Consider the following 25,177-nt stretch of genomic DNA (forward strand, 5'->3'; position numbering starts at 1 on the left):
GTTAAGCGCTAGGAACGGCGTGGCGGCTTTGTATAGTTCGCACACAGTTGGAGGAAGCGGGTATTCGCCTCCACCTCACCAATGCTCACCCGGACGCCCTCGTTTCCGAAGGCGCGCACGGAGAGTGCCTGGGTAGCCGCCAGTTCGGCGAATTCCCCACTGTTGGCTCCCAGAGCCAGCCACACAAAGTTTCCCTGGGCCTCCGGAACAAACCAACCCAGCTCCTTCAGCCCTGCCGTCACCCTGTCGCGTTCCTCCACCAGGCTTTGTACCCTTTCTACAATCTGGGGGTAGTTCTGCAGGGAAACGATGGCTGCGCGCTCGGCGATTTGTGAGACCGCGAAGGGCGTGGCTGCCACTCTCAGGTGCTGTGTCAATTCCGGGTTGGAGATGCTGTAACCTACGCGAAGCCCGGCCAGGCCATGGGCCTTGGAGAAGGTCCGGAGCACCACCACGTTGGGATACTTGCGGTACATCGAAATGCCGTCCACAGCGTCTTCGGCCCGGACGAACTCCTGGTAGGCCTCGTCGATGACCACAATGACGTCCGCGGGGACCGCCTGGATAAACCGTTCTGTTTCGGCGGTGGTCAGGATGGGCCCGGTGGGGTTGTTGGGCGTGCAGAGCAGGACGACTTTGGTGCGAACCGTGACGGCCGCGGCCATGGCGTCAAGATCGTGCCGGCCGTCAGGGGTGACAGGTATGACAACGCCGGTGGCACCCACCAGGCCCACGCTGATGGGATAGGCCTCAAAGGAGCGCCAGGCATAAATGACTTCGTCCGGTTCGCCGTCGTCGTTCTGGCCGGCGAACGTGGCCAGCAGTTGATTCAGGGCGCCCAGGCTGCCTGCGCCGGTAACAATGTCCTCCGCCGGGACAGCCAGGAAATCAGCCAGCGCGGCACGAAGCTTGCTGCTCAGCGGATCCGGGTATCGGTTGAAGTCTGTCTGGTGCGCAATGGCGTCCACAACGGCAGGCAGCGGCGGCAGCGGGTTCTCGTTGGAGGAAAGCTTGTAGCTTGCCAGACCCTCAACGGCGACGGGCGGTTTGCCTGCGGCGTAGCGGGGAAGCCGGCCTATTACCGGGCGGGGGCGTACTCCCCCAGCCAGGGTCTCTGATGAAGTCATGCCAACTAGCCTACTTCTCCGGGACTGGATCGCAGGGTGGCAGGCTTTTGATTCCCCAGGGCTCACTCAGGACAATGTGAAAGCATTGGCGCATGCGCTCCTTTATCGTTCGGATCCTCATCAACGGACTGGCCCTCTGGATTGCCAGCTGGATCCTGCCCGGCATGGACATTTCTACGTCGGCCGCCACTGAAGCCGTTGCCAAGACCGGGGTGACCCAAGGGACGGACACCCTCGGGATCATCGGCGCCTACTTGTTCATAGGCGTGATTTTCGGAGTGGTCAACGCGTTTGTCCGGCCGCTTGTCAGCCTCCTCTCCCTGCCCATCACCATCCTTACGCTGGGCCTCTTCACCATCGTCATCAATGCAGCCATGCTCTACCTGACGTCCTGGATCAGCAGCTACACGCCGGTGCACTTCACCATTGACTCCTTCTTTTGGACAGCGGTGCTGGCAGCCATCATCATCACAGTCATTTCCCTTGTAGCGGGAAGGCTCCCCGGCGCGCGGAAGCGCTGAGAGCCTAACCAGCGGGTGGCCTCGGTGAGGATTGAGGTTTGGGATTCGGTACCGTCAGCGGCGTGGACTGCGGATCGGGCGGTTTCTGCCTGTTAAGTGAGAAACGGGTGGCGGTGGCCGTCCCTCCGGCTCCGAGCACGCCGCCCAGTACGGCAGTGGACGCCACGAGCGAAGGATCGTCACTGGCCTCCACCTGCCGGGCGCCATCCACATAGCCGCTGAGCCGGTGCCCCGGGCCCAGGCCAAATTCCTCGCCTTCCGGGATCCGGGCCGGGTCGGTCAGGGTTACCGTGACACGGTCCACGGTGTCAGGACTGGGGGTTCCATCGCTCCCGGGAACCCAGTCCTGCCTGTGTTCCAGATGCATGCTGCTGATGCCTGCGGCAGGAGTGATCCCGCCTACCGGGGATCCGGCGGTCAGCACATACTTCACGTCGTACTCGTCCAGGAAGAGCTCGTCGGCTGCCAGGTTCATGGCGTGGACACCGCCCTGGCTGTAACCCACTGCTACGACAGGCGATCCTTTCTCGGCTCCGGCCGCTTCCAGGGCCTGCAGAACGGCTGAATTCACCTCGGCCGACCCATAGCCCAATCCTTCCCCGATTCCGGCTAGATCAAAGGGATTGGTCCCGCCCACCTCAGTTTCTGTCTGCGTGCCAGGAATCACCACGATATAGGCTTTCTGCCCGCCGTTGTCCACCTCAATGACTTCGATGTAACCCTGGCCCCGCTCATCAACAGCCCGGGCACGTTCCAAGAGGCCGGCGGCCGAAGCATCCAGTTCCAGAGGCAGGGACTCTTCCCGATCCACGGTGACCGGACGCGGCTTCAGCACGGGAACGGACTGCCTTGCCAATGCCTTGATCAGGGGAGCTGCAACCGAGATGTGCTTTCCCGCCGCCAGGTCCGCCGCCACAGCCGTCACAAAGTGTGCCGGCGACGAGAAAGCCAAGAAGGCACCCATGGTGACGGGGACGTTGCCTAGCATAATTTCCGCGACTTCCCTGTTGGGTACCGGGCCAAGGCCAAGGTCGGCAACCTGCTGCCCCAGCAGCTCCCAGCTTGTCAGCCTGAGACCAAGCCCATGAACTACGTTCGCCAGTGCTTCTGCGGATTCGTAGTCCCGCTTGCTGGCACGCACTTGGCCACTTATCCGCTGCAGCTCTGTACGGACTGCCTGGACGCTGCGCCGGGCCTCGCCCACTGAAATGATTGCTTCCATGCCCGAGTAGCGTGAAGCATTCTGGTAGGGCGACAGGTCCTCCCAGATGTGGTGCATTTCCACTTCCACGGCGCTGAGTTCACTCGCCAGGACGTCGAGCTTCTCTGCCCCGCCCATGAGTTCCTCAAGCTGGAAGCTGATCCCCCCGATTCCGCCGGAAATTACCAGGCCGCCATCGCGGGCAGGGCCAGCCGGCCGGAGGGGGCCTCCACTGTCCGAAGGCGTCACTTCTGACATCAGTAGCCGCCGCCCGGCGGCGCTTCGCAGACCAAAACCGCCCGGGAGTGGCGGTTGACGGCGTCAGCGGCTCCCTGAAGACGGTCTCGCGTCCGGCCGAGCGCGGCGGCCTGCAAAGCCACGGAGTCCCGGTAGGCGCGGCCCGCAGGAGACTGCCAGTCCAGCAACTGAATCTTCCAGAAGCCAGCCAGGACTTCCTCAACCCGCCGGGTACAGCCGTCTACCCGGGCAGCCAGCTGCTGGATGTCGTGGCTTCGGGACATGCGGAAGGCCATGTCTGCCGCCGCGGTATCACTGCTCATGTACTTGCTCCCCTCAACGAATGCTCCCCCTGGCGGAAACGTCCGGATTCGTGTTCACCGCCCCCACGCTAGGGGCGCGCAACGAGTCAATGAAGCGCCGCCGTCGCGTATGTGGATAAGAAGGAAAGAGGGCCCACCGGACGGACGAAGGGGTGCTGTGTGCAGGACAAGTCACACGGAATGGCCGGCTTAAGGCGCAGACGAAGTTCGTGAAAGAATCAGCACATGCCTGAAACTGCTGCCACAGCTGATATCCGTACGCCCTCCGGACGCCTTGCCCTTGCCGCGTCACCGGAACAGATTGCGCTCGGCCCACTGGACGGCCGCTACCAGTCCGCCGTCGCGCCCCTGGTGGACTACCTTTCCGAAGCAGCCCTCAACCGGGACCGTGTGGCCGTCGAGGTGGAGTGGCTCATCCACCTGACCAGCAACAACGTCCTTCCCGGGGCCGGTCCGCTGACCAGCGCACAGCAGGACGAACTGCGCAGGATCGTCACGGAATTCGACGCATCTTCCGTGGCCGAGCTGGCCGAAATTGAGGCGGTGACGGTGCACGACGTCAAGGCCGTCGAGTACTACATCGGCCGCCGCCTGCCGGCGATCGGCATTGAGCACCTGACAGCTATGGTGCACTTCGGCTGCACCTCCGAGGACATCAACAACCTCTCCTACGCGCTGGGCGTGAAGGGCGCTGTGGAGGACGTGTGGCTGCCAGCCGCCCGTGGTTTGGTTGCCCAGATCAGCAGGATGGCCGAGGACAACAGGGCCGTTCCCATGCTGTCCCGCACACACGGCCAGCCTGCCACACCCACCACGCTGGGCAAGGAACTTGCCGTGATGGCGCACCGCCTGAAGCGCCAGCTGGACCGGATCGACACCACCGAATACCTGGGCAAGATCAACGGAGCCACGGGCACCTACGCCGCCCATGTGGCGTCGGTCCCCGGAGCCGACTGGGAGCAGGTGGCCAAGTCCTTCATCGAAGGGCTGGGGTTGACCTGGAACCCGCTGACCACACAGATCGAAAGCCACGACTGGCAGGCAGAGCTGTATGCGGACGTCGCGCGGTTCAACCGGATCCTGCACAATGTCTGCACCGATATCTGGAGCTACATCTCCATCGGCTACTTCGCGCAGGTCCCGGTGGCCGGGGCCACGGGCTCCTCCACGATGCCGCACAAGGTGAACCCCATCCGCTTTGAAAACGCCGAGGCCAACCTGGAGATCTCCTCTGGCCTGCTGGACGTCCTGGGCTCCACGCTGGTGACGTCCCGCTGGCAGCGTGACCTCACCGATTCCTCCAGCCAGCGCAACATCGGCGTGGCGTTCGGGCACTCCCTGCTGGCCATTTCCAATGTTGCCAAGGGCCTGGACCGGCTGGACGTTGCCGAGGACGTGCTGGCCGCCGACCTGGATACCAACTGGGAAGTCCTGGGCGAGGCAATCCAGATGGTCATGCGAGCCGAGGCCATTGCCGGCGTCGAAGGCATGGAGAACCCCTACGAACGCCTCAAGGACCTGACCCGCGGACAGCGCGTGGACGCGGCCCGCATGCAGGAGTTCGTCCAGGGCCTGGGCCTCTCCCCGGAGGCTGAAGCCCGGCTGCTCGCCCTGACCCCCGGCAAGTACACGGGCATCGCGGACCAGCTGGTGGACCACCTGAAGTAGCCCGAGGCCAGCCCCAGGGCTGTTCGGACAATAGGTACTACAGCGGAATAAGTACGACGGCGGCGCCGGGCTCCCCAGGGGCCCGGCGCTTCTTTTGGACTGCTGTGGGCTTCTTGTGGGCTTCTTATGGGCTGCTTTTGGCTGCTTTTGGGCTGCAGTGGCCTTTGTTCCACTGTCAGTTCGCTCATGACCCAGAAACCGGCCGGGCGCCGGCGCCTTTGGTGTTGCCCGCGCTCAAGCCTTGCCCGCAAGTGGGAAACTGGGAGCATGAAGCTGCTGCTCATCCGCCATGGACAGACCCCCGGAAACGTCCTCGGCCAGCTGGATACGGCCCACCCGGGACCAGGACTCACGGAACTTGGTGAACGGCAGGCGGAAGCCATGGCACGGTCACTGGCCAACGAGCCCATCTCAGCTCTGTATGCGTCCACCCTGGTCCGCACGCAGGTAACGGCCGCTCCCCTGGCCCGCGTGCATGGACTGGACGTTGAGGTGCTGGACGGTCTGCACGAAATCGAAGCCGGCGCCCTGGAGAAACTGACCGATCACGAGTCCCATAAGCGGTACATGGGAACGGTTTTCGCATGGGCCGCCGGAGACCTTGACCGTCGGATGCCCGCCGGCACGGACGGCCACGCATTTTTTGAGCGGTATGACGCCGCCATCACCCGGATCGCCGAACGCGCCATGAAGGACGGGGACAACGCTACTGCCGCAGCGGTCAGCCACGGTGCCGCGATCCGCACGTGGGCCGGGCGGCGGGCCGCGGATACGGATCACGAGTTCGCCGCCCACCATGTCTTATCCAACACCGGAATTGTGGCCCTGGAGGGTGATCCCGATGCTGGCTGGACGCTCCTCCATTGGGACGGCAGCCCCGTGGGCGGGCTGGCCCTGGCCGACCCGACGGCGGAGGACCCCATGGGCGAGCGCGCCTAGTTGGTTGACCCGGGCTCGCTCCCTCCGCCCGCTGCCGTTTCTGACAGTTCTCTGGGCGCTTACGCACAGGAAACACCGCGGTAACGGTGCCGCCTTAGGCTTATCAGGCATAACCCTTCGGCGAATCGAGGCAGTCATGCAGACCAATCCCCGTCTCAACATCAGGCAGGTCACCTGGTCCAACCCCGTGGGCGCCGACCTGCGCAGGGCGCAGCAGGCGGAACTGGACGCCCGCTTTGGTACGCCGAACCACGAACCGGGGACCCCGCCGTCGGGCGCGGACTGTGCTGTTTTCCTGGTGGCGTACGACAAAGGCTCCGGGCAGCCAGTGGGGTGCGGCGGCCTGAGGCTGCTGGATGATTCAACGGCGGAAATCAAGCGGCTGTATGTCCTCCCGTACACCCGGGGAAGCGGCGTAGCGAGCTCCATCCTGGCCGCACTTGAAGCCGAGGCGTTCCGGCAGGGAATCAGCCGGATCAAGGCGGAGGCCGGGTCTGCGCAGCCGGACGGCCGGAACTTCTACCAGAACTCAGGCTTCGAGCCCGTGCCCAACTTTGGCCCTTACATCGGGGTGGAGCACTCTTACTGCTACGCGAAGAACATCAACTCGTACAGCGCCGCCAATACCGCTATGGCATAGGCCATGAGCGGACGACGGCGGAACGCGCCGGAAGCGGCCTCGTCACCAACTCCCCTGCAGGCCGGCCAAACGTTCACGGCGCGTTAAGGCAGAGGGCTCTGACTGTTCCCATATCTGGACCAGACTCGACTGGCGTTGAGAGTTTATCGAATCGATAGCTATAAACGTCCACAACTGGCAAACCCCGCTATAGGCTTGCCGGACCTGCTCCGATTCCAGTCCAGAAATGAGTCCTGCCCGTGCGAAAATTTCAGACTTTGGTTGCTGCTGCCGTCGCCGTTACCCTTCTTTCGGGCTGTGCAGGGGGTGCCGCCACTCCCGCAGCCTCCGGTGATTCCTCTTCGTCCGCGGCAGGCGCATCGGGCGAAACACTGGTCATTTACACAAATTCCAACGGTGAAGGCCGCGGTGAATGGCTGACGGCCAAGGCGGCTGAGGCCGGTTTCAAAGTTGAGGTAGTGGGGGCCGGCGGTGCCGATGCCACAAACAAACTTATCGCCGAAAAGAACAATCCCATTGCCGATGTCGCGTTCGGCCTGAACAACATGTACTTCGCCCAGATCAAGGCTGCGGGGGCGATCGAGCCCTACGAACCCGCCTGGGCTGGTGAGGTGGACACCGCCCTGGGCGATGCCGGCGACGACAAAGCCTATTGGCCGCTGGTCAAGCAGGCGATTCTCCTGGGCTACAACTCCGACAAAATCACCGCTGACGCCGCGCCCAAGGACTGGACGGACCTGTGGACCAGGGACGAATTCAAGTCACGGTATGAGCGGGTGACCGGGCTGGGTACCGCCACCGCGCAACTGGTGTTCGCCAGCCTGCTGACGCGCTATAAGGACGAATCCGGAGATCTGGGCATCTCGGATGAAGGCTGGAAGCAGGTGGAGCAGTACTTCCAGAACGGCAGCCCGGCTGTTGCAAAGACAGACCTTTTCGCCCGGATTGCCGCCGGCGACGTGGACATGGGCCAGATGCCGTCCTCGATCATCGCCGAACGTGAGAAGTCCTTCAAGGTCAACGTGGAGACGGTAGCGCCGTCCGTTGGGGTTCCGCTGGCCGTGGAACAGGTGGCCCTGGTCAAGGGGACGGACAAGAAGGAAGAGGCGCAGAAGTTTATTGACTGGTTCGGCAGCGCAGATGTGCAGGGCGCGTGGGCCAAGCAGTTCAACTCGATGCCCGTGAACAAGGGCGCCGCGGCTCAGGCCAATCCGGAGGTGGTGGACTTCTTCGCTGACGTCAAGCAGCAGGACATCGACTGGAACTTCGTGCAGGAAAACATGGGCGCATGGGTGGAGAAGATCGAGCTCGAATACATGACGTAGCAGCCGTCCGCCTTGAGGTTCAGAAGTTCCCGCCAACCCATCCAGACAGGTTTGCCAATGATCCGCTTGGACAACATCGAAGTCTCCTTCGGCGATTTCGTCGCCATCCCCCACTTGGACCTTCACGTTAAACCCGGGGAGTTCTTCACGTTGCTGGGTCCGTCCGGCTGCGGAAAAACGACGGCGCTGCGCACCCTGGCAGGGTTCATTGAACCGTCAGCGGGAAGTGTCCATGTGGACGGCAGGAACGTGACCCGGCTTCCCAGCGACAAGCGGCAGGTGGGCATGGTGTTCCAGAACTATGCCCTGTTCCCCAGCATGAGTGTGTGGGAGAACATCGCCTTCGGACTCAGGGTCCGGAAGGAGAAGTCCGCCGAGACGGACCGCCTGGTGCGCGATATTGCGCGCCGGGTGGAGCTCAGCGATGAGCAGCTGCACAAAAACGTGGCGGAGCTTTCGGGTGGGCAACAGCAGCGTGTGGCGGTGGCGCGGGCCTTGGTGCTGCGTCCCAAGATCCTGCTCCTGGACGAGCCGCTCTCCAATCTGGATGCCAAGCTGCGGCACCAGCTGAGGCAGCAGCTCAAGGACCTCCAGAGCGAGTTCGGCATCACCACCGTGTACGTCACCCACGACCAGGATGAGGCGCTGGCCATGAGCGACCGCGTGGCCGTTTTCAACAAGGGCGTGATCGAGCAGGTGGGCACTCCGCAGGCGATCTATGATGAGGCCGCCACAGAGTTTGTCTGCACCTTCATCGGCGACAGTTCCCCGCTGTCCGCTGGCTTCATCACCGAACTGAACCGGCTCTCCGGTGCCGGCCTCAGCCCTGACGCCAACTCCTACCTGCGGGTGGAAAAGGCGTCACTGACCGCCCCCGCCAATGGCGGCACCGCCGTCGGGCTGGCTGGAACGGTGCTGTCACGCACCTATCACGGCCTCCACAGCCGCTACGTGGTGCGGAGCCACGGCGCTGATATCCGGCTGTTGGTCAGGGAAGACGGCGGCGTGCACCCCGACGCCGGCGCGGAAACGACCATCTATGTCCAGCCGGGCCACGTGCTTCAGTACCACGCCGATACGGGCGCGGCCCTGGCCCGGAAGGCCCAGGCAGTGGCCCTGCCATGAGCAGGGTCTCCGTCTCCCTGAAGAACAGGGGCAGGAACAGCGGCAGGAGTGGTGGCAGGAGTAGTGGCGACGCCAGGAGCATGCTCCGCTCGCCGTTCGTCCTGATGGTGGGCGCGGTGCTCACCTGGTTCATCGCAGCGTTCCTGGTCTGGCCCAACCTGAACGTCCTGATAGCAACGTTCTTTCCGGACGGCAGCTTCTCCGGGCGGGCGGCCGAGAAACTGTTCTCCTCCCAGCGCGCCATGAAATCCCTGGGCAACAGCTTCCTGCTGGCGCTTGCCCTGTCCGTCACCGTGAATGTTGTGGGCATCTTCATTGTGCTGGTTACGCAGTACTTCAGGATCCGCGGCTCCCGGATCCTGTTTTTGGGCTACGCCTCCACCTTCATCTACGGCGGCATTGTGCTGGCTGCCGGCTACAAATTCATCTATGGCGACAAAGGGATTGTCACGTCCTGGCTGCTCACGGTGTTCCCCGACATGGATCCGGCGTGGTTCTCCGGCTTCTTCGCCGTGCTGGTGGTGATGACGTTTGCCACCACCACCAACCACATGCTGTTTGTGGGCAATGCGCTTAAGGGCGTTGACTTCCAGACCATCGAGGCGGCCCGGAACCTGGGCGCATCCACTTGGACCATCCTGCGCCGGGTTGTGCTGCCCATGCTCAAACCCACTCTCTTCGCGGTCACCATCCTGTCCTTCCTGACCGGGCTGGGGGCCCTGAGCGCCCCGCAGGTGCTGGGCGGCCGGGAGTTCCAGACCATCACGCCGATGATTCTGACCTTTGCCAACAGCCCCACTTCACGGGACCTGGCTGCGCTGCTGGCTGTCATCCTGGGCGTTTCCACCATCCTGATGCTTGCGGTCATGTCCCGGCTGGAGAAGCGCGGCACCTATTACTCGCTGTCCAAAGTGTCTTCGGCAATGCAGAAACAGCAAATCACCAGTCCTGTCGCCAATGCTGCCGTGCACATCATCGCCTACCTGCTGTTCGCGTTGTACACGCTGCCCGTGGTGCTGATTGTGCTGTACTCGTTCGCCGACGGCGCGGCCATCCAAACCGGCCAGATCTCCCCGGGCAGCCTGACGCTGGACAACTACGTGCGGATCCTGACCCAGCCATCAGGCCTGCATCCTTTTATTGTCAGCGTGGTCTACAGCGGACTGGCAACAGTGATTGCGGTGGGCGGGCTGCTGTTTGTGGCCAGGCTGCTTCAGAAGTACAAAAACTGGGTTGCCTCTGTCTTCGAATACCTGCTCCACATTCCCTGGATCCTGCCCTCGGCCCTGCTGGCCCTGGGGCTCATCATCAGTTACGACCACCCGAATCCGATGGTGGGCGGCGCTGTCCTTACCGGAACCACAGTGATCCTGCTGATCGCGTTTGTGACGGTCAAGATCCCGTTCACCCTCCGGATGCTCAAGGCATCATTCGCGTCGGTCAACACCTCGATGGAGGAAGCCGCCGCCATCATGGGCGCCAAGACGCTGTACGTGTTCCGGCGGATCCTCCTGCCCCTGGTGCTGCCGGCCGCCGCAGCCATTGCCGCCCTGAACTTCAACAACCTGCTGGACGACTACGACACCGCGATCTTCCTGGCTCATCCGCTGGTCCAGCCTCTGGGGCTGGTGATTAAGGCGAACACCGACGGCGCCGAAGGGGTGGAGGGCGTGGCCAACACGTTCGTCTACACCGTGCTGCTGATGGTCATCACCGGGCTGACCATGTACCTCGTCTACGGCCGCTCCAGCAGGCGCGTGGCCGGCCCGGGCCTGAGCAGTGGTGCCGGTGCGGGCAAGGGTGCGGGCGGGAAGCGGCCCGGCGCTTTCCAGGGGACCTCTGGATCCCGGGACGCACCGGTGGCCGGGGCGGCAGGGCCGGAGGCCCCTGTCTTGAGCGGAAAGCGTTAGCCGTTTTGCGGCCGCGGGCCCGACGGGACCTTCTAAGAAGCTGGCCAGCCTGTGTACGCCTCAGCCAGGTACGCCATGCCGTGCCTGGAGGACACTACGGAATTGAGTTCGCCGAGCTGGCGGGCACGGGAGAACTCGTCAGCATCGGCCGGCGTGTGCAGCATGGTGGTCATCCAGTAGGAGAACTGCTGCGCCTTCCAGACCCTCTCCAGGGCGCGGTCACTGAACGAGTCCAGGAGCTGACTGGAGCCGGAGCGGTAGTAGCTGTCCAGTCCCTCGAAGAGCACTTTGACGTCCTGAATGGCCAGGTTCAGGCCCTTGGCACCGGTGGGCGGAACCGTGTGGGCGGCGTCGCCGGCAAGGAAGAGGTTCCCGTGGCGCATGGGGGTGTGGACAAAGCTGCGGAACGGCAGGACCATCTTGTCGATGACCGGCCCTTCCTTTAGTTCAAAGCCGTTACCGTTGACGCGGCTGCGGAATTCGGCCCAGATCCTGTCATCGTCCCAGTCAGCCACGCTCTCCTTGGGATCGCACTGGAAGTACATGCGCTGGACAGTTTCGGTCCGCTGGCTGATCAGGGCGAAGCCGTTGGCTGAGTTTGCGTAGATGAGTTCATCGGAACTGCGCGGCGCTTCGGCCAGAATCCCGAACCAGGCGAACGGGTACTCGTGGAAGTACCACTTCCGGCTGGCCTCCGGGATCTGGAGCCGGCAGTGGCTGCGTGAGCCGTCAGCCCCCACCACAAACTCTGCCTGGATCTCATACTCCACACCGTCAGCGTCGGTGAACCAGACCTTCGGCCTGCCCTCCAGGTCATGCACCATGGTGTCAGTGACGCTGTAACGGACGTCCCCGCCGTCGGCCTTCCTTGCGGCGGCGAGGTCAAGGAATACATCGGTTTGGGGGTAGAGCCAGACGGATTCGCCCACCAGCCCCTTGAAGTCAATGCGGTGGCTTTCGCCATGGAACCTGAGCTCGATGCCGTCGTGCCGGTCGCCGTCGCGCAGCACGCGGTCCGAAACCCCGCTCTCCACGAGCAGGTTAACCGTGCCATGCTCCAGGATGCCGGCGCGGACTGTCTCGGAGATCGTTTGATGGCTGCGGGCCTCGATCACGGTGGAATTGATGTCAGAGGAAGCCAGGAGGTGGGACAGCATCAGTCCCGCCGGACCGGCGCCAACGATGGCTACTTGGGTGGTGACGACCTTGCGTGCTGCCATGAGTCTTCTCGCTTCATTGCGGGCCCGGGGCTGACGGGCCGGTTGGTGCTTCCGACTTCCAGTGTGCGGCGGAAGACCCTAGGGGCGGCACAGCAATTCCATTGAACGGAAGAGTTCTTAAGCTTCGCTCAGACGGCGGGCTATCCCGCGCGCTGCGGTTTGCAGCGCGGGAACCAGCGACTGCAGCCGCATCTCATGCAGGGGAACCACGACGCCGAGGGCAGCGACAGCCCGCTGCCTGCCGTCGAGCACGGGAACGGCAATGCCCCAGGTCTCCGGATCCACCGCTCCGGCCAGCTGCGCGAAGCCCTGGCGGGCGCTTTCGCTGAGGAGGCCGCGCAGGGCTTGGGGGGTCACCTTTTCGGCCGGATCCGAGAACTGGTCCAGATACTCCCTTTGCAGGGCCTTGGGCTGGTGGGCCATGAGGGCAAGTCCCACGGACGAGACGTGGACCGGCATCCTGCCGGCAACCCGCGCCCTGTTGGCCACGGAACCCCTGCGCGAGAGACGCTCTACAAACAGCACCTCCCAACCTTCCAGCACGGCTAGGTTGACGTTCTGGTTGAGGACGGCCTGAATGTCCTCCATAAAGGGCAGCGCCGCCTGCCGCAGCGCCAGGGTGGGGGAATTGCGGTTCACGAGCTCCCACAGCCTCAGGCCCAATCGAACCGTCCCGCCCGGCCCGGGTTCCAGCAGTCCGTGAGCCGCGAGCTGCCGGACCAGCCGGTGGGCAGTGGTGAGGGGAAGCCCCGCCCGGGCCGCCAGATCGGACAACTGCAGGCTTCCGGCACCTTCCGGGAAGGCCGAGATGACACGCACCACGCGGTCCACCACGGAGTCTCCAGAAACGGAGTTGGCCACGCGAACCTGCTTCCATTGAATGGGTCTTGTGCCCAGATTACTCCTGGCGGAGGAGCGGCACGCCTTCTGCAGGGTGGGCTTCTGCAAGTGCGCTTCTGCAGGTTCGGGCTTCAGGAAGGGCCATGCCGCAGGCCGTTAGCTTCCCTCGAGTCTTGCCACGGCGGCGTTCCCACGATCGGAACGGCGGGGCAACACTGCGGAAACAGCGCCACGTGATGCTTGAGGCATGAAGCCCCCTGCAAGGAAACCTGCCACGGCTGATTTGAGCTGCGAAGTCTGCGGCCTGATGCCGGAACCCACCAAGACCCGCCTCACCATGGCCAACGTGGCCGTTATGCTCCCCATCGAACTCCTGGTCCACGCCCTGGTGGTCCAGACGCACCTGCCCTACCTGGCCAAGGTTCTGGTGCTCACCCTCACCGCTACCGTCCTGGTCATCTGGGTGGCGGAACCCTCTGCCGCCCGGGTACTGAAGGGCTGGCTGCACGCCCCGGCACTGCGCCACCGGAGGCGCCTGGGCGCTGCGCCGGCGCTCTGGCGGGCGCGCACCGTGCTGCGGGACCAGCCCGGTGCCCTGCAGAAGATCACGCAGGCGCTGGCCCGCCTGGATACCAACATCCTGAGCATTCACGTCCACCCCGTCCCCGGCGGAGTGCTGGACGAGTTTGTCCTCTCCGCGCCGGGCAACCTCAGCGAGCGCAAACTCCTGGATGCACTGCACGACGGCGGCGGCTCGCGGTCCCATGTGTGGCCCACCACCGCGCTGGCCATGGCGGACGGACAGACCAGGGCGCTGAGCCTGGCCGCCCGGGTCGCCGATGCCCCAGACGAACTGCCGCTGGCAGTGGCCGAGCTGCTGCGGGCACGGATCGTCCCGGCGGCGGATGCGGCTCTGCAGGAAACGGACGACGCCGGCACCCGCCTGAAAATCCCCACAGCCTGGCACGGACCCATCACCTTCGCCCGTCCCGACGAACCATTCACGCCGGCGGAGTCAGCCCGGGCTCATCGGCTGGCGGAGCTGGCCGAGATCCTGTCGCACCGCCCGGCAGCGCCTGTCTAAACCCCCGAGTGACTGCAAGACCCACTCACCGGCCTATCGGCCAACCGCCCTTTAGCCAGGTGACTGTTTAACCGACTGCCATGCGGATGGTCAGCGCTTCCGGGTCGATGTTCATCTTTACGTGCTTGCCTTCGCCCTCGTGGTCGCCGTCGAGCTGGTAATCGTCGTTGTGCTCCAGCGTGATCTCCACGGATTTGCCCTGGAAGTATTGAACCGAAGTGTCTCTGTTCCGCCCCTTGATGATCATTCCGCCGATGACGGAGAACCAGCCGAAGCGGCCTTTTGGCGCCAGGACCACCACGTCCAGGAGGCCATCGTTCACTGCAGCGTCCGGGAAGATCTCCAAATTGCCCTGGACTTTTCCGCAGTTGCCCACCATCACGCCGCGGATTCGGCGGTGAACCACAGACTTGCCGTCTATCACGATCGTGGCCCTGACCGGCTTCCCGGGCAGGTTCCTGATTCCGGCGTCCACGTAGGCCAGCCAGCCAACCTTGTCCTTGAGCTCCTCGTCGGTGTCAGCCATGATAGTGGCGTCGTAGCCCATGCCGGCCATGACCACGAAGAGCTGCTCCTTGTCCGGGTCGCTGCGGACGGCGCGGACCACGTCGATCCGGCGTTCCCATCCCACCAGCGCGCCCTTGATGGCGCCCTCCACGTCTGTGACATCCAGGCCCAGGTTGCGGGCCAGCAGGTTTCCGGTACCCAGCGGCACCAGGCCCAACGGGGTAGGAGTTCCGGCCAGGACCTGGGCCACGTAACGGACGGTGCCGTCGCCCCCCGCTGCAATAACGACGTCGGCCCCCTGCTTGAGTGCCTCCTCCGCCTGCCCGACGCCGGGATCCTCCTTGGTGGTTTCCAGCCAGATGGGCTCGCCCCAGCCATTGTCTGCGGAGTGCTTGGCGATCAGCCCGCGCACGTCGATATCCACCGGCTTGGCGGGATTGATAATGACGGCCGCACGCTTGAGGGCTGTGGAGCTGTTGGCTGGCATGGTGTCCTCCGTGAACGTGGGAATGTGCGCCTTGGAAGTAAGCGTACTTGCCATTCCGGGATGGTGGCGGCGGTATCAGCCTCCGGCTTACGGCTACGGGCGGTGCCGGGCGTCCTGGTTCCGGATCGTGGTGTTCTGGCTTGCCTGGTTCTGTGAACTCAGGTTCCGCGCTTCCTGGTGGCGGGCATTTATCCGGGCCGATCGGATGATGGTGAAGACGCCGATGGCATCCACCAGAGCGATGACGGCGATCATCCAGTACAGGCCCTGGCCGGCCACAAGGAACATGCCCACCACGCCCGTGGCGATTGTCATGATGACGGGCAACAGCCAAACGGGACGCGCCTGCCTGGGTGTGGCGGACGAGGGTGTGGTGGAAGAGTCAGGGGCTGCCTGCGGCTCGCTCACGGATACGTCTCCTTCTGAGGTGTCGGCGTATGAAGTCCCAAGACATAAATCCCAGACATAAAGTCCGAAATCTAAAGTCTCAGGGTCGATCCTACGGTCAGCAGGCTACAGCGCCTTCACCGCGCCCAGCACCTTGGCCAGGGAATCCTTGGCGTCGCCGAACAACAGCGAGGTCTGCGGCTCGTACAGCAGCTCGTTTTCAATCCCGGCGAACCCCGGCCGCATGGAGCGCTTCAGGAAAATCACCTGCCGCGCGTCAGCTACCTCAAGGATGGGCATCCCGTAGATGGGCGAGCCGGAGGAAGTCTTCGCGGCCGGATTAACCACATCGTTGGCGCCCACCACCAGGGCCACATCGGCCGTCCTGAACTTGGAATTGATCTCGCCCATCTCCTTGAGCGACTCGTACGGGACGTTGGCCTCGGCCAGGAGCACATTCATATGCCCCGGCATCCGGCCGGCCACGGGGTGGATGGCGAAGTCCACCTCGATACCACGGGCCTCAAGGGCGGTCGCCAGCTCGGCGGCCGTGTGCTGGCCCTGCGCCACCGCCAGGCCATACCCCGGAACAATGATCACCCGCTGTGCGTAGCCCAGCAGCACCGCCACGTCCTCCGGGCTGGAGGACCGAACGGGACGTTCGCTCACGGCGGTGGATCCCGCCGTCGAACCTCCCTTGAAGGCCCCGAACAGGATCCCGGCCACGCTACGGCCCATCGCCGCCGCCATGGCACGGGTCAGGATGGTACCGGAAGCGCCCACCAGGGTGCCCGCCACCACCAGGAGCACGTTGCCCAGCACAATTCCCGAGGCCGCGACGGCCAGGCCGGTGAAGGCGTTCAGCAGCGAGATGACAATTGGCACGTCCGCGCCGCCCACCGGCAGCACCAGCAGCACGCCGGCCACCAGCCCCAGGAGCATGAGCAGCACGGCGAGCACCAGCGAACCCGTCAGGATAATGGCGACGGCGGCCCCCACCGCGGCGAGCAGCACCGCCGCCATGACCACGGGCAGGCCAGGAAAGACCACCGGCCGGGTGGTCATCAGTTCCTGCAGCTTGGCGAACGTCACGCCGGACCCGGCGAAGGAAACTGCGCCCACCAGCAGCGTGAACACAATGGCAAGCCGCACCCACGGGTCCTCTGTGTGGCTGAGTTCCAGCAGGGCGACCAGCGCCGCGGCGCCGCCGCCCACACCGTTGAAGGCGGCCACCAGCTGCGGCATCTGCGTCATCTTCACTCCACGGGCCACCGGGGCAGCCGCCACTGTCCCTACCGCAATGGAACCGAGGATCCAGGGGATGTTATCCAGCCGCATGGACAGGAACACCGTGATGACGCCGATCAGGGCACCGAGCGCGCCGATCAGGTTGCCCCGGCGGGCTGTACGCGGAGAACTGAGACCCCTTAGTGCCAGGATAAAGAAGACCGCGGCGACGAGGTACAGGAGCGAGGTCCATACCGGATCGAGCATATTCACTTGTTGTCCGCCTTCGCCGCGGTCCGGGCAACCTCTTTTTTGCCGTGGAACATGTGGAGCATCCGGTCCGTGACCACGAAGCCGCCCACCAGGTTGGCGGTGGCAAGCACCACGGCGAGCAGCGCCACCGCGAGCACCCAGCCGTCGGTTGCCTGCCCGGCCACGATGACTGCGCCCACCAGGATGATGCCGTGGATGGCGTTGGCCCCGGACATCAGCGGTGTGTGCAGGGTGCTGGAGACCTTGGAGACCACTTCGAAGCCGACAAACACCGCCAGCACGGTAATCGTCAGCAGGCTCATTCCGTCCATCAGAGCCCCCCTTCCTGATGTGGCTGGGATCCGGCTGCGGGCGCGGCGAGTGCTTCCGCCGTCGGCGGGTGGACCACCACGCCGTCGTGGGTGAGGCAGGCGCCCGCCACCACGTCGTCGTCGAAATCGGGTACCACGGTGCCGTCCCGGGTCATCAGGGCGAGCAGGTTGGCCACGTTCTTGGCGTAAAGCCGGGAGGCGTCGAAGGCCATCGTGGACGGCGCGTCCTTCAGCCCCACCAGGGTGACGTGGCCCTGCCCGTCCGCGGTGGGCACCAGGATGTCCTCGCCGGGAACGCAGCCCTCCACGTTGCCGCCGGACTCCGCGGCGAGGTCCACGACGACAGAGCCGGCGCGCATGCCCTGCACCATCCCGCGGCTGACCAGGAGGGGCGCGCGCCTGCCGGGGACGGCCGCCGTCGTAATCAGGACGTCAGCCTGGGCGACATGCGGGGCGAGGAGTTCGCGTTGGAGCGCACCCCGGTCCGCGCTCAATTCCCGGGCATAGCCCCCTGAGGCCTCCGCGGTTTCGAGGTCCAGTTTGATGAAAGTGCCGCCCATCGAGGCGACTTCATCCGCCGACGCGGGGCGGATGTCATTGGCGGAGACCCGGGCGCCGAGCCTCTTCGCGGTGCCGATGGCCTGGAGCCCGGCCACCCCGGCGCCGAGCACCAGGACACGGGCGGGCGGGACTGTGCCGGCGGCGGTCATGTACAGCGGGAAGAACCGCGGCAGGCGGATGGCGGCCTCGAGCACGCAGCGGTAGCCGGCCACCAGGGCCTGCGAACTGAGGGCATCCATGGACTGGGCGCGGGAGATGCGGGGCACCAGTTCCAGGGCAAAGGACGTCACGCCCGCGGCGGCAAGTGCCTGAACCGTGGCCAATTCCGACGACGGCGACGCCAGGCCCACACTGACCGCTCCCCTTTTCAGGGACCTGGCTGTTGCGGTCTCCAGCGGGCGGACATGGGCGAGGACGTCCAGGCCGGGGGTTTCGAGCCGCTCCACGATCCGGGCGCCGGCCTGCTGGTACTCCTGGTCGCTGTAACCGGCCGAAACGCCTGCCATCGATTCGACCAGCACCTCAAGGCCGAGCCCGGCCAGCTGCTTCACTGTTTCCGGGGTGGCGGCCACCCGCCGCTCACCTTCGCGGCTTTCCCGCGGTATGCCGAGTTTCAACCGCCGACTCCCCTCACTGACGAGTGCGGCAGTGCGGCTTGGTGGTCCCGCCGCTGGTTCAGTGATTGAAGGGCGGGCTCCGCGTAGCTGCACTGCTGCACGTAGTTGGCTAGAGTCTATGGCCCCCCGCACGAACTGGCAGCTAATTACCTCAGTTTCGGTGTTTGAGGGCGTGTGCTGCCAGTTCGCGGCGGGCCTTGGCTACTGCCTCGCTGACAGGTCCGCCGAGATCAGCTTGGCTGTGGCCACGATCTCCTGCGCCACCGATCCCAGGTATGCCTCCCGGTCCGGCTTGGCCGCGACGGACTGGGCCTGCAGGGACACGTTCACCGCAGCCACCACTTTGCTGGGACCGTCATAGACAGGGGCGGCTACCGACATGAGCCCCAGTTCCAGCTCCTCGTCCAGCAGGCACCAGCCCTGGGCCCGGACGGTTTCCAGCTCAGCCAGGAGTTCGCGGGGTGTTCCCAGCGCGCGCGGAGTGAGGGGCCTGATGTCCGCTGCGGCCAGGTAAGCCTTCAATTCGGCCGGTGACAGCGCCGCCAGCAGCACCCTGCCCATCGACGTGGCGTAGGCGGGGAAGCGGGTGCCAACGGTGATGCCCACATTCATGATCCTTCGTGTGGTCACCCGGGCGATGTACGCGATGTCCGTGCCGTCCAGCACGGCGGCAGACGTGGATTCCCCGAGCTTGAGCGACAGCTCCTCCAGGTGCGGCTGGGCCAGCTGCGGCAGGGACAGCCCGGACAGATACGCGTAGCCGAGCTGGAGGACCTTGGCCGTGAGGGCGAACGTCTTGCCGTCGGTCCTGACGTAGCCGAGCTCCACGAGCGTATGCAGGAAACGCCGGGCCGTGGCCCTGGTGAGGTCGGTGCGGGCAGCCACCTCGGTGAGGGTCATGACCGGATGGTCACCGTCGAACGCGCGGATCACGGCCAGCCCGCGCGCCAGCGACTGCACGTACTGGTCACTCGCCTGGGGAGCGGCCTGCGTGGCGGCTGGTGCTTCGGTCATGGTTACCAATCCTATTGGCGCGAACGAACACTTCAGGCCCTCATGAAACGGATGTCCCGGGTGCTTAAGTGTTCGTTCGCGCAGGGTGCTTAAGTGTTCGTTCGCGCAGGGGTGGGAGTTAGGGTCCGACGGCGGGGGCTGCTTTGAGCGGGACAGGCACCAGTTCCTGGAGCTCCTCAAAGGTGCAGCCGAATGTCTCCCGAACGCTGACGCCATCCGGTCCGGTCAGGAACACGGCCTTGTCCGTATAGACACGGGTCACGCAGCCCACGCCGGTGAGCGGGTAGGTGCACGCTTCCACGATTTTGGATGCCCCCTCGCGGGTCAGGAGCGTCATCATCACAAAGACGTCCTTGGCGCCTGTTGCCAGGTCCATCGCTCCGCCCACGGCGGGAATGGCATCCGGTGCGCCCGTGTGCCAGTTGGCGAGGTCACCGGTGGCCGAGACCTGGAACGCGCCCAGCACGCAGATGTCCAGGTGCCCGCCGCGCATGATGGCAAAGGAGTCGGCGTGGTGGAAATAGGACGCACCCGGGAGCTCGGTGACGGGGATCTTGCCGGCGTTGATGAGGTCGCCGTCGATCTGGTCCCCTTCGGCGGCCGGGCCCATGCCCAGCATGCCGTTTTCCGTGTGCAGGGTGATGTCCTGGTCCTCGGTGAGGTAGTTGGACACCAGCGTGGGCTGGCCGATCCCGAGGTTCACGAACGAGCCTGGCGTGATGTCCTTGGCCACAAGCCGTGCGAGGTCGTCACGGCCCAGGGGTGTTGCGGAAGTCTGGAGGGACGTTGCGGTGCTCATGTCAGGCCGCCTTCTCTGAAGTGCCGCCGGCCACTCGGACGACGGTGTTGACGTAAATTCCCGGGGTCACCACGTTCTCCGGGTCCAATCCTCCGGTGGAGACGATCTCGGAGACCTGGACGATGGTGTGCTTCGCCGCGGCGGCCATGATGGGGCCAAAGTTCCGCGCCGTCTTGCGGTACACGAGGTTGCCCTTGCCGTCGGCCTTGAGCGCCTTGATCAGCGCGACGTCGGCGTGGATCGGTGTTTCGAAGACCTGGCCGCGGCCGTCGATGATCCGGGTTTCCTTGCCCTCGGCCAGCATGGTGCCGTATCCGGTGGGGGTGAAAAACCCGCCAATGCCCGCGCCGGCGGCGCGGATGCGCTCTGCCAGATTGCCCTGCGGCACCAGCTCCAGCTCAATCTCCCCGGCCTTGTATTTGGCGTCGAAATGCCAGGAGTCGGATTGCCGCGGGAAGGAGCAGATCATCTTTCTCACCCGGCCTTCCTTGATCAGCAGCGCCAATCCCTGGTCGCCCTGGCCGGCGTTGTTGTTCACCACCGTCAGGTCCCTTGCGCCGCAGTCCAGCAGCGCATCGATCAGCTCAAACGGCTGCCCGGCGTTGCCAAAGCCGCCGATCATGACGGTGGAGCCGTCCTTGATCCCGGCAACGGCCTCAGCCACGGAGTCAACAAAATTCAGCATGGCCCTAACCCTTCACTCCGGCAGACACGTTCTCCAGCACCACTGCCAAGCCCTGGCCCACGCCGATGCAAATGGCCGCCACGCCCCAGCGCTCCCCCGAGGCCTGCAGGCTGCGCGCTAGCGTGCCAAGGATGCGGGTGCCCGATGCGCCAAGCGGGTGGCCCATCGCTATGGCGCCGCCGTGCCGGTTCACAATTGTTGGATCAATGCCCCACGCGGTGATGCAGGCCAAGGACTGCGCGGCAAACGCCTCGTTAAGTTCGACGGCGCCCACCTGGTCCCAGCCGATGCCCGCCTTCGCGAGGGCCTTGTTCGCCGCCTCCACCGGGGCGTAGCCAAAGTACTGGGGATCGTTGGCGTGCGCGCCGCGGCCGGCGATCCGGGACAGCGGTTCCAGCCCGAGCAGCCCGGCGGCACTTTCGGAGCCGATCCAGGCCGCGGAGGCGCCGTCGGACAGTGGAGATGCGTTCCCGGCCGTGACGGTGCCGCCAACCTCGGCGCCTTCGGGCTCGGAGCGGAACACCGTCTTAAGGGCTGCCAGCTTTTCGGCCGTGGAGCCGGCGCGGATGCCCTCGTCGCGGACCAGGTCCGTGCCCGGGACAGGGGCTACCAGGTTGTCGTAGAAGCCTTCGTCCCAGGCCGCGGCGGAGAGGTTGTGCGAGTTAGCGGCGAATTCGTCCTGCGCCTGCCGGGTCACACCATACTTCTCGCGGAGCCGCTCGGTGGCCTCGCCCAGGGAGATGGTCCACTCCTTCGGCATGGCCTTGTTCACCAGGCGCCAGCCCAGGGTGGTGGAGGCCAGGGTCAGGTCACCTGCCGGGTAGGGCTTGTCCGTCTTGGGCAGCACCCACGGCGACCGGGACATCGACTCGGCACCGCCCACCAGCATCAGTTCCGCGTCGCCTGCATTGATCTGGCGGGAGGCGATGATCGCGGCGTCAAGCGATGACCCGCAAAGCCGGTTGACCGTGGTGCCGGGGATGGACACGGGCAGCCCGGCCAAAAGCGTTCCCATCCGCGCGATGTTGCGGTTCTCCTCGCCGGCACCATTGGCGTTGCCGAACACCACCTCGTCGATGCGCTCGGGATCCAGCTTCGGCGCCCGCTTCACGGATTCGGTGATGACGTGCGCAGCAAGGTCATCCGGGCGGACTGCGGCGAGGCCGGAGCCGAACTTCCCGAACGGCGTGCGCACGGCGTCGTACACAAAGGCCTGATTCATGATGTTCCTCTGATTCTGTCTGGGGGTTCCCAACTGGGTCGCAGTTAACGTCGTCATTCGCGCGAATGACGACGTTAACTGCGAGCTAGTTGGGTGGGGTGGGGGTGGTGGGTTGGTCGGGCTCTTTTGCGTCCATTTCGGTGCTGTCCATTGCGGTGCTGTCCATTTCATGGAACACCTGCTGGGCCGTCTTGAAAGCCGTGTTGGCGGAAGGGACACCGCAGTAGATGGCCGTCTGGAGCAGGATTTCCTTGATTTCATCCCTGCTGAGGCCGTTGGTGATGGCTGCGCGGATATGCATGGCCAGCTCGTCCCAGTGCCCGTGCGCCACCATGGCGGTGATGGTCACGGCGGAGCGCATCTGCCGGGTGAGGCCCGGGCGGGTCCAGATGCCGGCCCACGCGATCCGGGTAATCATGTCCTGGAAATCCTCGGTGAACCCGTCCTTCGTGGCGTTGGCCCGGTCCACGTGCGCCTCACCCAGGACTTCGCGCCGCACTACCATGCCGGCGTCGTAAATCTCCTGGGTGGTGGCAGTGGGCTGTACGGCCCCGTTTCGCTCGGAGACATTCTTGTCGACGCCGCTCATTTGGCTGCTCCGCGGGCTTCGGCCCAGGCAATGAGGCCGCGGAGCAGTTCCGCAACATGGGCGGGCGCCTCGGCCGGGGCCAGGTGCGCCACACCCTCCAGGGTCACGGCGCTTGCCGTGCCGCCGCCGGCGGTGATGCCATCGGCGATTTCCTGAACCAACGACGGCGGGGCCACACCGTCCAGGGCGCCGGCGACGGCCTGCGTGGGGACGGAAATACTGCCCAGTTCTGCCCGGACGTCGTACCCTGCCAGGGCCTCGCAGCAGAAGGCGTAGCTGAAACGGTCGGCATCCCGGAGAGCGTGGAGGAGCCTGCTGCTGCGCTCGGGTTCGCGGTCCATAAAGCCGGGCGCAAACCAGCGTTCCGCGGACCCCTGGATCATGACGGGCGTACCCTGGTTCCGCACGGTCTCGGCGCGTTCCAGCCAGCCTTCGGGGGTGCCCAGCTTGGCACCGGTGCACAGGACGGACAGGCTCTTGAGCCGTTCGCCGTGTTTGATGCCGAGCTGCAGCCCGGTGGCTCCGCCGAGGGAAACGCCGGCGTAGTGGAAGGCCTCACCCGGGGCGATGGAGTCAACGAGCTCCACCACGGCATCGGCAAGGCCCGCGACGTCGAACCCTTCGGTGGCTGCCGGTGACACGCCGTGGCCGGGGAGGTCCCAGGCCACTACGTCGAAGTCTTTGCCCAGGATCGACGCGGCCTCATTCCAGAGGATGGTGGAGGTCCCGAGGGAAGGACCCAGCACCAGGAGGGGGTGGCTGCCGAGGGCGCGCTGGGGCGAAAGCAGGACTGCTTTGAGGGCCGGTTTAGCCATGGTTGGCTCCGTTCGCGTCGGTGTGGGCGGATGACGTGGTCTTCGGAAGGGGGCTGTCCTGGGCGGCGAAATCCGGGAAGGCGGCCAGGATTCGGCGGGAGATCACGCCGGCCTGGCCCAGGTAGTTCGCCGGATCCAGGAGCTCGGCCAGCTTGTCATCGGGGAGCAGGTTCGCCGGGACGGCTTCACGAAGGAGCCGTCGGTAGGTGGCACCCTGTTCTGCGGCGGGCGCCTCAAGCGTGCGGTCCACCAGGGCCTGCAGTTGCTGCTTGCCGGAAGGGCCGCCCTCCTGCCCGTCGGCGTCCTTGAGCAGCGGGGCCACGGCGGCGGCCACTCCCTCGGCCAGCACCAGCGGCCCGGCGAGGTCAAGGTTGCGGCGCATGGCGTCGGGGTAGGTCCGGAGCCCTTCGACCAGCTCGCGGACGTGCCCGGCCGCGCCAAGCGACAGGGCCAGTAGCTGGCGGAGCGCGGGCCATTCGCTGTGCCATGCGCCGTCAGGGCGTTCGTCATTGAAGTTGGCCGCGGCCAGGTGCAGTTGGGCGGCGAGGCCGGGAGCCTGGAGGGCGGCGCTGCGGACCAGGACGGAAAGGACCGGGTTCTGCTTGTGCGGCATCGCCGAGGAAACCCCGCGACCGGCCGCCAGGGGCTCGGCGAGTTCGGCAACCTCGGGACGGCTCAGGAACACGACATCTGCTGCGATCTTGCCGAACGCGTCCAGTACTGAGGCCAGTGCGTTGCCCAGTGACGTGACGGCCAGGCGGTTAGTGTGCCAAGGTGTGGGTGCTGCCGCCAGACCCAGCTGGGAGGCCAGGCGATCCGCGAGTGTGAAGGGGGTGGAAACCGCACCGGAGGTGAGGGCTGTGCCGGCGGCGAGAGTTCCCGCCGCTCCGCCGAACTGGACCGGCAGCTCCAGGCTCTCCAGCTGCCGGCCCGCGGCGGCCACACCGTGGAACCACTGGGCCGCCCGCAGCCCAAACGTGAATGGAAGGGAGTGCTGCGTCAGGCTCCTGCCCACGCACAGCGTTTCCGCATGCTGTTTCGTCAGGGCGGCGAGCGCCGCCGTCGTGCGCTTCACGTCGCCGAGCACCGCCTGTACGGTGTGCCGGGCCACCAGCATGAGGGCGGTATCCAGCACGTCCTGGCTGGTCAATGACGTATGCACTGCTGTTGTGGCACCGATACCGGCGCTGTCCAGCGCCTGAACATTCTTCCGGAGGTCCGCCAGGAGCGGGATCACAGGGTTGCCGCCACCCTGGGCACGGCGGGCGATGTCCGCCACGTCGTAACGTCCAGCGTCCGCGGCGGAAACCACGACGGCGGCGGAACCGGCCGGCGCCAGGCCGGCCTTTTCCAGTACGGCGGCCCAGCCGGCTTCGACGGCGAGGATGGCGCCCAGCACTGCCCTGTCCCCGGTCAGCGCCGCGACCAGCGGCGACGCCGAAACAGGACTCAGCAGGCCGACGTCGCCGTCAGCTGTACTGCTGAAGTGGCCGGCGCCGGTGACTGGCGAATTAGTCACTGGA

At 65.3% G+C, this 25,177-nt stretch carries 25 protein-coding genes; 8 read left to right on the plus strand and 17 right to left on the minus strand.

Features of this window, described 5'->3' with window-relative positions; all coding sequences use genetic code 11:
• Positions 1–8: 8 nt before the first annotated feature.
• Positions 9–1,127, minus strand: coding sequence for a histidinol-phosphate transaminase (locus M1E17_RS22550; RefSeq protein WP_457964316.1), 1,119 nt, complete (start codon positions 1,125–1,127; stop codon positions 9–11).
• 92 nt (positions 1,128–1,219) lie between these two features.
• Between M1E17_RS22550 and M1E17_RS22555 the strand changes: the two genes are divergently transcribed.
• Positions 1,220–1,648, plus strand: a complete 429-nt coding sequence (locus M1E17_RS22555; protein WP_267276882.1) for a phage holin family protein — start codon at positions 1,220–1,222, stop codon at positions 1,646–1,648.
• Positions 1,649–1,652: 4 nt separating this feature from the next.
• Here the strand turns inward: M1E17_RS22555 and M1E17_RS22560 are convergent, their stop codons facing one another.
• Together M1E17_RS22560 and M1E17_RS22565 are read right to left on the minus strand one after the other, a co-directional pair.
• Complete coding sequence (locus tag M1E17_RS22560) at positions 1,653–3,107, minus strand: hypothetical protein (RefSeq protein ID WP_457964318.1); 1,455 nt, start codon at positions 3,105–3,107, stop codon at positions 1,653–1,655.
• Positions 3,107–3,409: a hypothetical protein gene (locus M1E17_RS22565; RefSeq protein ID WP_457964320.1), complete on the minus strand. Its 303-nt coding sequence runs from the start codon at positions 3,407–3,409 to the stop codon at positions 3,107–3,109. Before M1E17_RS22565 ends, M1E17_RS22560 begins: the two co-directional genes overlap by 1 nt.
• A gap of 225 nt (positions 3,410–3,634) precedes the next feature.
• Here M1E17_RS22565 and purB point away from each other — a divergent pair, with 225 nt between their 5' ends.
• The 6 genes from purB (at position 3,635) to M1E17_RS22595 (ending at position 11,016) form a co-directional block, all read left to right on the plus strand.
• Positions 3,635–5,077 carry an adenylosuccinate lyase gene (purB, locus tag M1E17_RS22570; protein WP_457964322.1) on the plus strand — a complete coding sequence of 481 codons (1,443 nt, stop codon included), beginning with the start codon at positions 3,635–3,637 and terminating at the stop codon, positions 5,075–5,077.
• A gap of 267 nt (positions 5,078–5,344) precedes the next feature.
• Positions 5,345–6,016: a histidine phosphatase family protein gene (locus M1E17_RS22575; RefSeq protein ID WP_457964324.1), complete on the plus strand. Its 672-nt coding sequence runs from the start codon at positions 5,345–5,347 to the stop codon at positions 6,014–6,016.
• A 136-nt stretch (positions 6,017–6,152) separates the two neighbouring features.
• Positions 6,153–6,656, plus strand: a complete 504-nt coding sequence (locus M1E17_RS22580; protein WP_457964326.1) for a GNAT family N-acetyltransferase — start codon at positions 6,153–6,155, stop codon at positions 6,654–6,656.
• A 239-nt stretch (positions 6,657–6,895) separates the two neighbouring features.
• Positions 6,896–7,981, plus strand: a complete 1,086-nt coding sequence (locus M1E17_RS22585; RefSeq protein ID WP_457964328.1) for an extracellular solute-binding protein — start codon at positions 6,896–6,898, stop codon at positions 7,979–7,981.
• A gap of 57 nt (positions 7,982–8,038) precedes the next feature.
• Entirely contained in the window at positions 8,039–9,106 is a 1,068-nt protein-coding gene (locus M1E17_RS22590; protein ID WP_457964330.1) for an ABC transporter ATP-binding protein, read from the plus strand.
• A gap of 80 nt (positions 9,107–9,186) precedes the next feature.
• On the plus strand, positions 9,187–11,016 hold the full coding sequence (locus M1E17_RS22595) for an ABC transporter permease (protein ID WP_457967898.1): 1,830 nt from the start codon (positions 9,187–9,189) through the stop codon (positions 11,014–11,016).
• A 32-nt stretch (positions 11,017–11,048) separates the two neighbouring features.
• Here the strand turns inward: M1E17_RS22595 and M1E17_RS22600 are convergent, their stop codons facing one another.
• Both M1E17_RS22600 and M1E17_RS22605 read right to left on the minus strand, forming a co-directional pair.
• Positions 11,049–12,236 carry a 4-hydroxybenzoate 3-monooxygenase gene (locus M1E17_RS22600; RefSeq protein ID WP_457964332.1) on the minus strand — a complete coding sequence of 396 codons (1,188 nt, stop codon included), beginning with the start codon at positions 12,234–12,236 and terminating at the stop codon, positions 11,049–11,051.
• A 117-nt stretch (positions 12,237–12,353) separates the two neighbouring features.
• Positions 12,354–13,097 (minus strand): IclR family transcriptional regulator, encoded by a 744-nt coding sequence (locus M1E17_RS22605; RefSeq protein WP_457964334.1) that lies wholly within the window; start codon positions 13,095–13,097, stop codon positions 12,354–12,356.
• A gap of 226 nt (positions 13,098–13,323) precedes the next feature.
• Between M1E17_RS22605 and M1E17_RS22610 the strand changes: the two genes are divergently transcribed.
• The gene (locus tag M1E17_RS22610) at positions 13,324–14,160 is read left to right on the plus strand and encodes an ACT domain-containing protein (protein WP_457964336.1); all 837 of its coding nucleotides are present in this window, start codon (positions 13,324–13,326) and stop codon (positions 14,158–14,160) included.
• A gap of 67 nt (positions 14,161–14,227) precedes the next feature.
• Here M1E17_RS22610 and M1E17_RS22615 read toward each other — a convergent pair whose 3' ends face one another.
• The 12 genes from M1E17_RS22615 to M1E17_RS22670 form a co-directional block, all read right to left on the minus strand.
• Positions 14,228–15,154, minus strand: a complete 927-nt coding sequence (locus M1E17_RS22615) for a diacylglycerol/lipid kinase family protein (RefSeq protein WP_457967900.1) — start codon at positions 15,152–15,154, stop codon at positions 14,228–14,230.
• Between the two features lie 93 nt (positions 15,155–15,247).
• Complete coding sequence (locus M1E17_RS22620) at positions 15,248–15,562, minus strand: hypothetical protein (protein WP_457964338.1); 315 nt, start codon at positions 15,560–15,562, stop codon at positions 15,248–15,250.
• A gap of 105 nt (positions 15,563–15,667) precedes the next feature.
• A complete protein-coding gene (locus M1E17_RS22625; protein WP_457964340.1) occupies positions 15,668–17,041 on the minus strand; it encodes an NAD(P)(+) transhydrogenase (Re/Si-specific) subunit beta in 1,374 nt (457 codons plus the stop codon).
• The gene (locus tag M1E17_RS22630) at positions 17,038–17,352 is read right to left on the minus strand and encodes an NAD(P) transhydrogenase subunit alpha (RefSeq protein WP_457964342.1); all 315 of its coding nucleotides are present in this window, start codon (positions 17,350–17,352) and stop codon (positions 17,038–17,040) included. Before M1E17_RS22630 ends, M1E17_RS22625 begins: the two co-directional genes overlap by 4 nt.
• The gene (locus M1E17_RS22635) at positions 17,352–18,530 is read right to left on the minus strand and encodes a Re/Si-specific NAD(P)(+) transhydrogenase subunit alpha (RefSeq protein WP_457964343.1); all 1,179 of its coding nucleotides are present in this window, start codon (positions 18,528–18,530) and stop codon (positions 17,352–17,354) included. Before M1E17_RS22635 ends, M1E17_RS22630 begins: the two co-directional genes overlap by 1 nt.
• Positions 18,531–18,731: 201 nt before the next feature.
• Positions 18,732–19,544 carry an IclR family transcriptional regulator domain-containing protein gene (locus tag M1E17_RS22640; protein WP_457964344.1) on the minus strand — a complete coding sequence of 271 codons (813 nt, stop codon included), beginning with the start codon at positions 19,542–19,544 and terminating at the stop codon, positions 18,732–18,734.
• 118 nt (positions 19,545–19,662) lie between these two features.
• Positions 19,663–20,343: a 3-oxoacid CoA-transferase subunit B gene (locus M1E17_RS22645; protein WP_457964346.1), complete on the minus strand. Its 681-nt coding sequence runs from the start codon at positions 20,341–20,343 to the stop codon at positions 19,663–19,665.
• A gap of 1 nt (position 20,344) precedes the next feature.
• Complete coding sequence (locus M1E17_RS22650) at positions 20,345–21,028, minus strand: 3-oxoacid CoA-transferase subunit A (protein WP_457964347.1); 684 nt, start codon at positions 21,026–21,028, stop codon at positions 20,345–20,347.
• Positions 21,029–21,032: 4 nt separating this feature from the next.
• The gene (locus tag M1E17_RS22655) at positions 21,033–22,250 is read right to left on the minus strand and encodes a thiolase family protein (RefSeq protein WP_457964349.1); all 1,218 of its coding nucleotides are present in this window, start codon (positions 22,248–22,250) and stop codon (positions 21,033–21,035) included.
• An 85-nt stretch (positions 22,251–22,335) separates the two neighbouring features.
• The gene (gene pcaC, locus M1E17_RS22660; RefSeq protein WP_457964350.1) at positions 22,336–22,839 is read right to left on the minus strand and encodes a 4-carboxymuconolactone decarboxylase; all 504 of its coding nucleotides are present in this window, start codon (positions 22,837–22,839) and stop codon (positions 22,336–22,338) included.
• The gene (locus M1E17_RS22665) at positions 22,836–23,654 is read right to left on the minus strand and encodes an alpha/beta fold hydrolase (protein ID WP_457964351.1); all 819 of its coding nucleotides are present in this window, start codon (positions 23,652–23,654) and stop codon (positions 22,836–22,838) included. Before M1E17_RS22665 ends, pcaC begins: the two co-directional genes overlap by 4 nt.
• Positions 23,647–25,173: a lyase family protein gene (locus tag M1E17_RS22670; RefSeq protein WP_457964352.1), complete on the minus strand. Its 1,527-nt coding sequence runs from the start codon at positions 25,171–25,173 to the stop codon at positions 23,647–23,649. The genes M1E17_RS22665 and M1E17_RS22670 overlap by 8 nt, the downstream gene beginning before the upstream one ends.
• Between the last annotated feature and the right edge of the window lie 4 nt (positions 25,174–25,177).

This window comes from Arthrobacter sp. D1-29 (assembly GCF_054130585.1).

Coding starts and splice junctions, on each gene's coding strand:
- M1E17_RS22550 (WP_457964316.1), bottom strand. CDS start 1,127: ATGACTTCATCAGAGACCCTGGCTGGGGGAGTACGCCCCCGCCCGGTA.
- M1E17_RS22555 (WP_267276882.1), top strand. CDS start 1,220: ATGCGCTCCTTTATCGTTCGGATCCTCATCAACGGACTGGCCCTCTGG.
- M1E17_RS22560 (WP_457964318.1), bottom strand. CDS start 3,107: ATGTCAGAAGTGACGCCTTCGGACAGTGGAGGCCCCCTCCGGCCGGCT.
- M1E17_RS22565 (WP_457964320.1), bottom strand. CDS start 3,409: ATGAGCAGTGATACCGCGGCGGCAGACATGGCCTTCCGCATGTCCCGA.
- purB (WP_457964322.1), top strand. CDS start 3,635: ATGCCTGAAACTGCTGCCACAGCTGATATCCGTACGCCCTCCGGACGC.
- M1E17_RS22575 (WP_457964324.1), top strand. CDS start 5,345: ATGAAGCTGCTGCTCATCCGCCATGGACAGACCCCCGGAAACGTCCTC.
- M1E17_RS22580 (WP_457964326.1), top strand. CDS start 6,153: ATGCAGACCAATCCCCGTCTCAACATCAGGCAGGTCACCTGGTCCAAC.
- M1E17_RS22590 (WP_457964330.1), top strand. CDS start 8,039: ATGATCCGCTTGGACAACATCGAAGTCTCCTTCGGCGATTTCGTCGCC.
- M1E17_RS22595 (WP_457967898.1), top strand. CDS start 9,187: ATGCTCCGCTCGCCGTTCGTCCTGATGGTGGGCGCGGTGCTCACCTGG.
- M1E17_RS22600 (WP_457964332.1), bottom strand. CDS start 12,236: ATGGCAGCACGCAAGGTCGTCACCACCCAAGTAGCCATCGTTGGCGCC.
- M1E17_RS22610 (WP_457964336.1), top strand. CDS start 13,324: ATGAAGCCCCCTGCAAGGAAACCTGCCACGGCTGATTTGAGCTGCGAA.
- M1E17_RS22615 (WP_457967900.1), bottom strand. CDS start 15,154: ATGCCAGCCAACAGCTCCACAGCCCTCAAGCGTGCGGCCGTCATTATC.
- M1E17_RS22630 (WP_457964342.1), bottom strand. CDS start 17,352: ATGGACGGAATGAGCCTGCTGACGATTACCGTGCTGGCGGTGTTTGTC.
- M1E17_RS22640 (WP_457964344.1), bottom strand. CDS start 19,544: ATGACCGAAGCACCAGCCGCCACGCAGGCCGCTCCCCAGGCGAGTGAC.
- M1E17_RS22645 (WP_457964346.1), bottom strand. CDS start 20,343: ATGAGCACCGCAACGTCCCTCCAGACTTCCGCAACACCCCTGGGCCGT.
- M1E17_RS22650 (WP_457964347.1), bottom strand. CDS start 21,028: ATGCTGAATTTTGTTGACTCCGTGGCTGAGGCCGTTGCCGGGATCAAG.
- M1E17_RS22655 (WP_457964349.1), bottom strand. CDS start 22,250: ATGAATCAGGCCTTTGTGTACGACGCCGTGCGCACGCCGTTCGGGAAG.
- pcaC (WP_457964350.1), bottom strand. CDS start 22,839: ATGAGCGGCGTCGACAAGAATGTCTCCGAGCGAAACGGGGCCGTACAG.
- M1E17_RS22665 (WP_457964351.1), bottom strand. CDS start 23,654: ATGGCTAAACCGGCCCTCAAAGCAGTCCTGCTTTCGCCCCAGCGCGCC.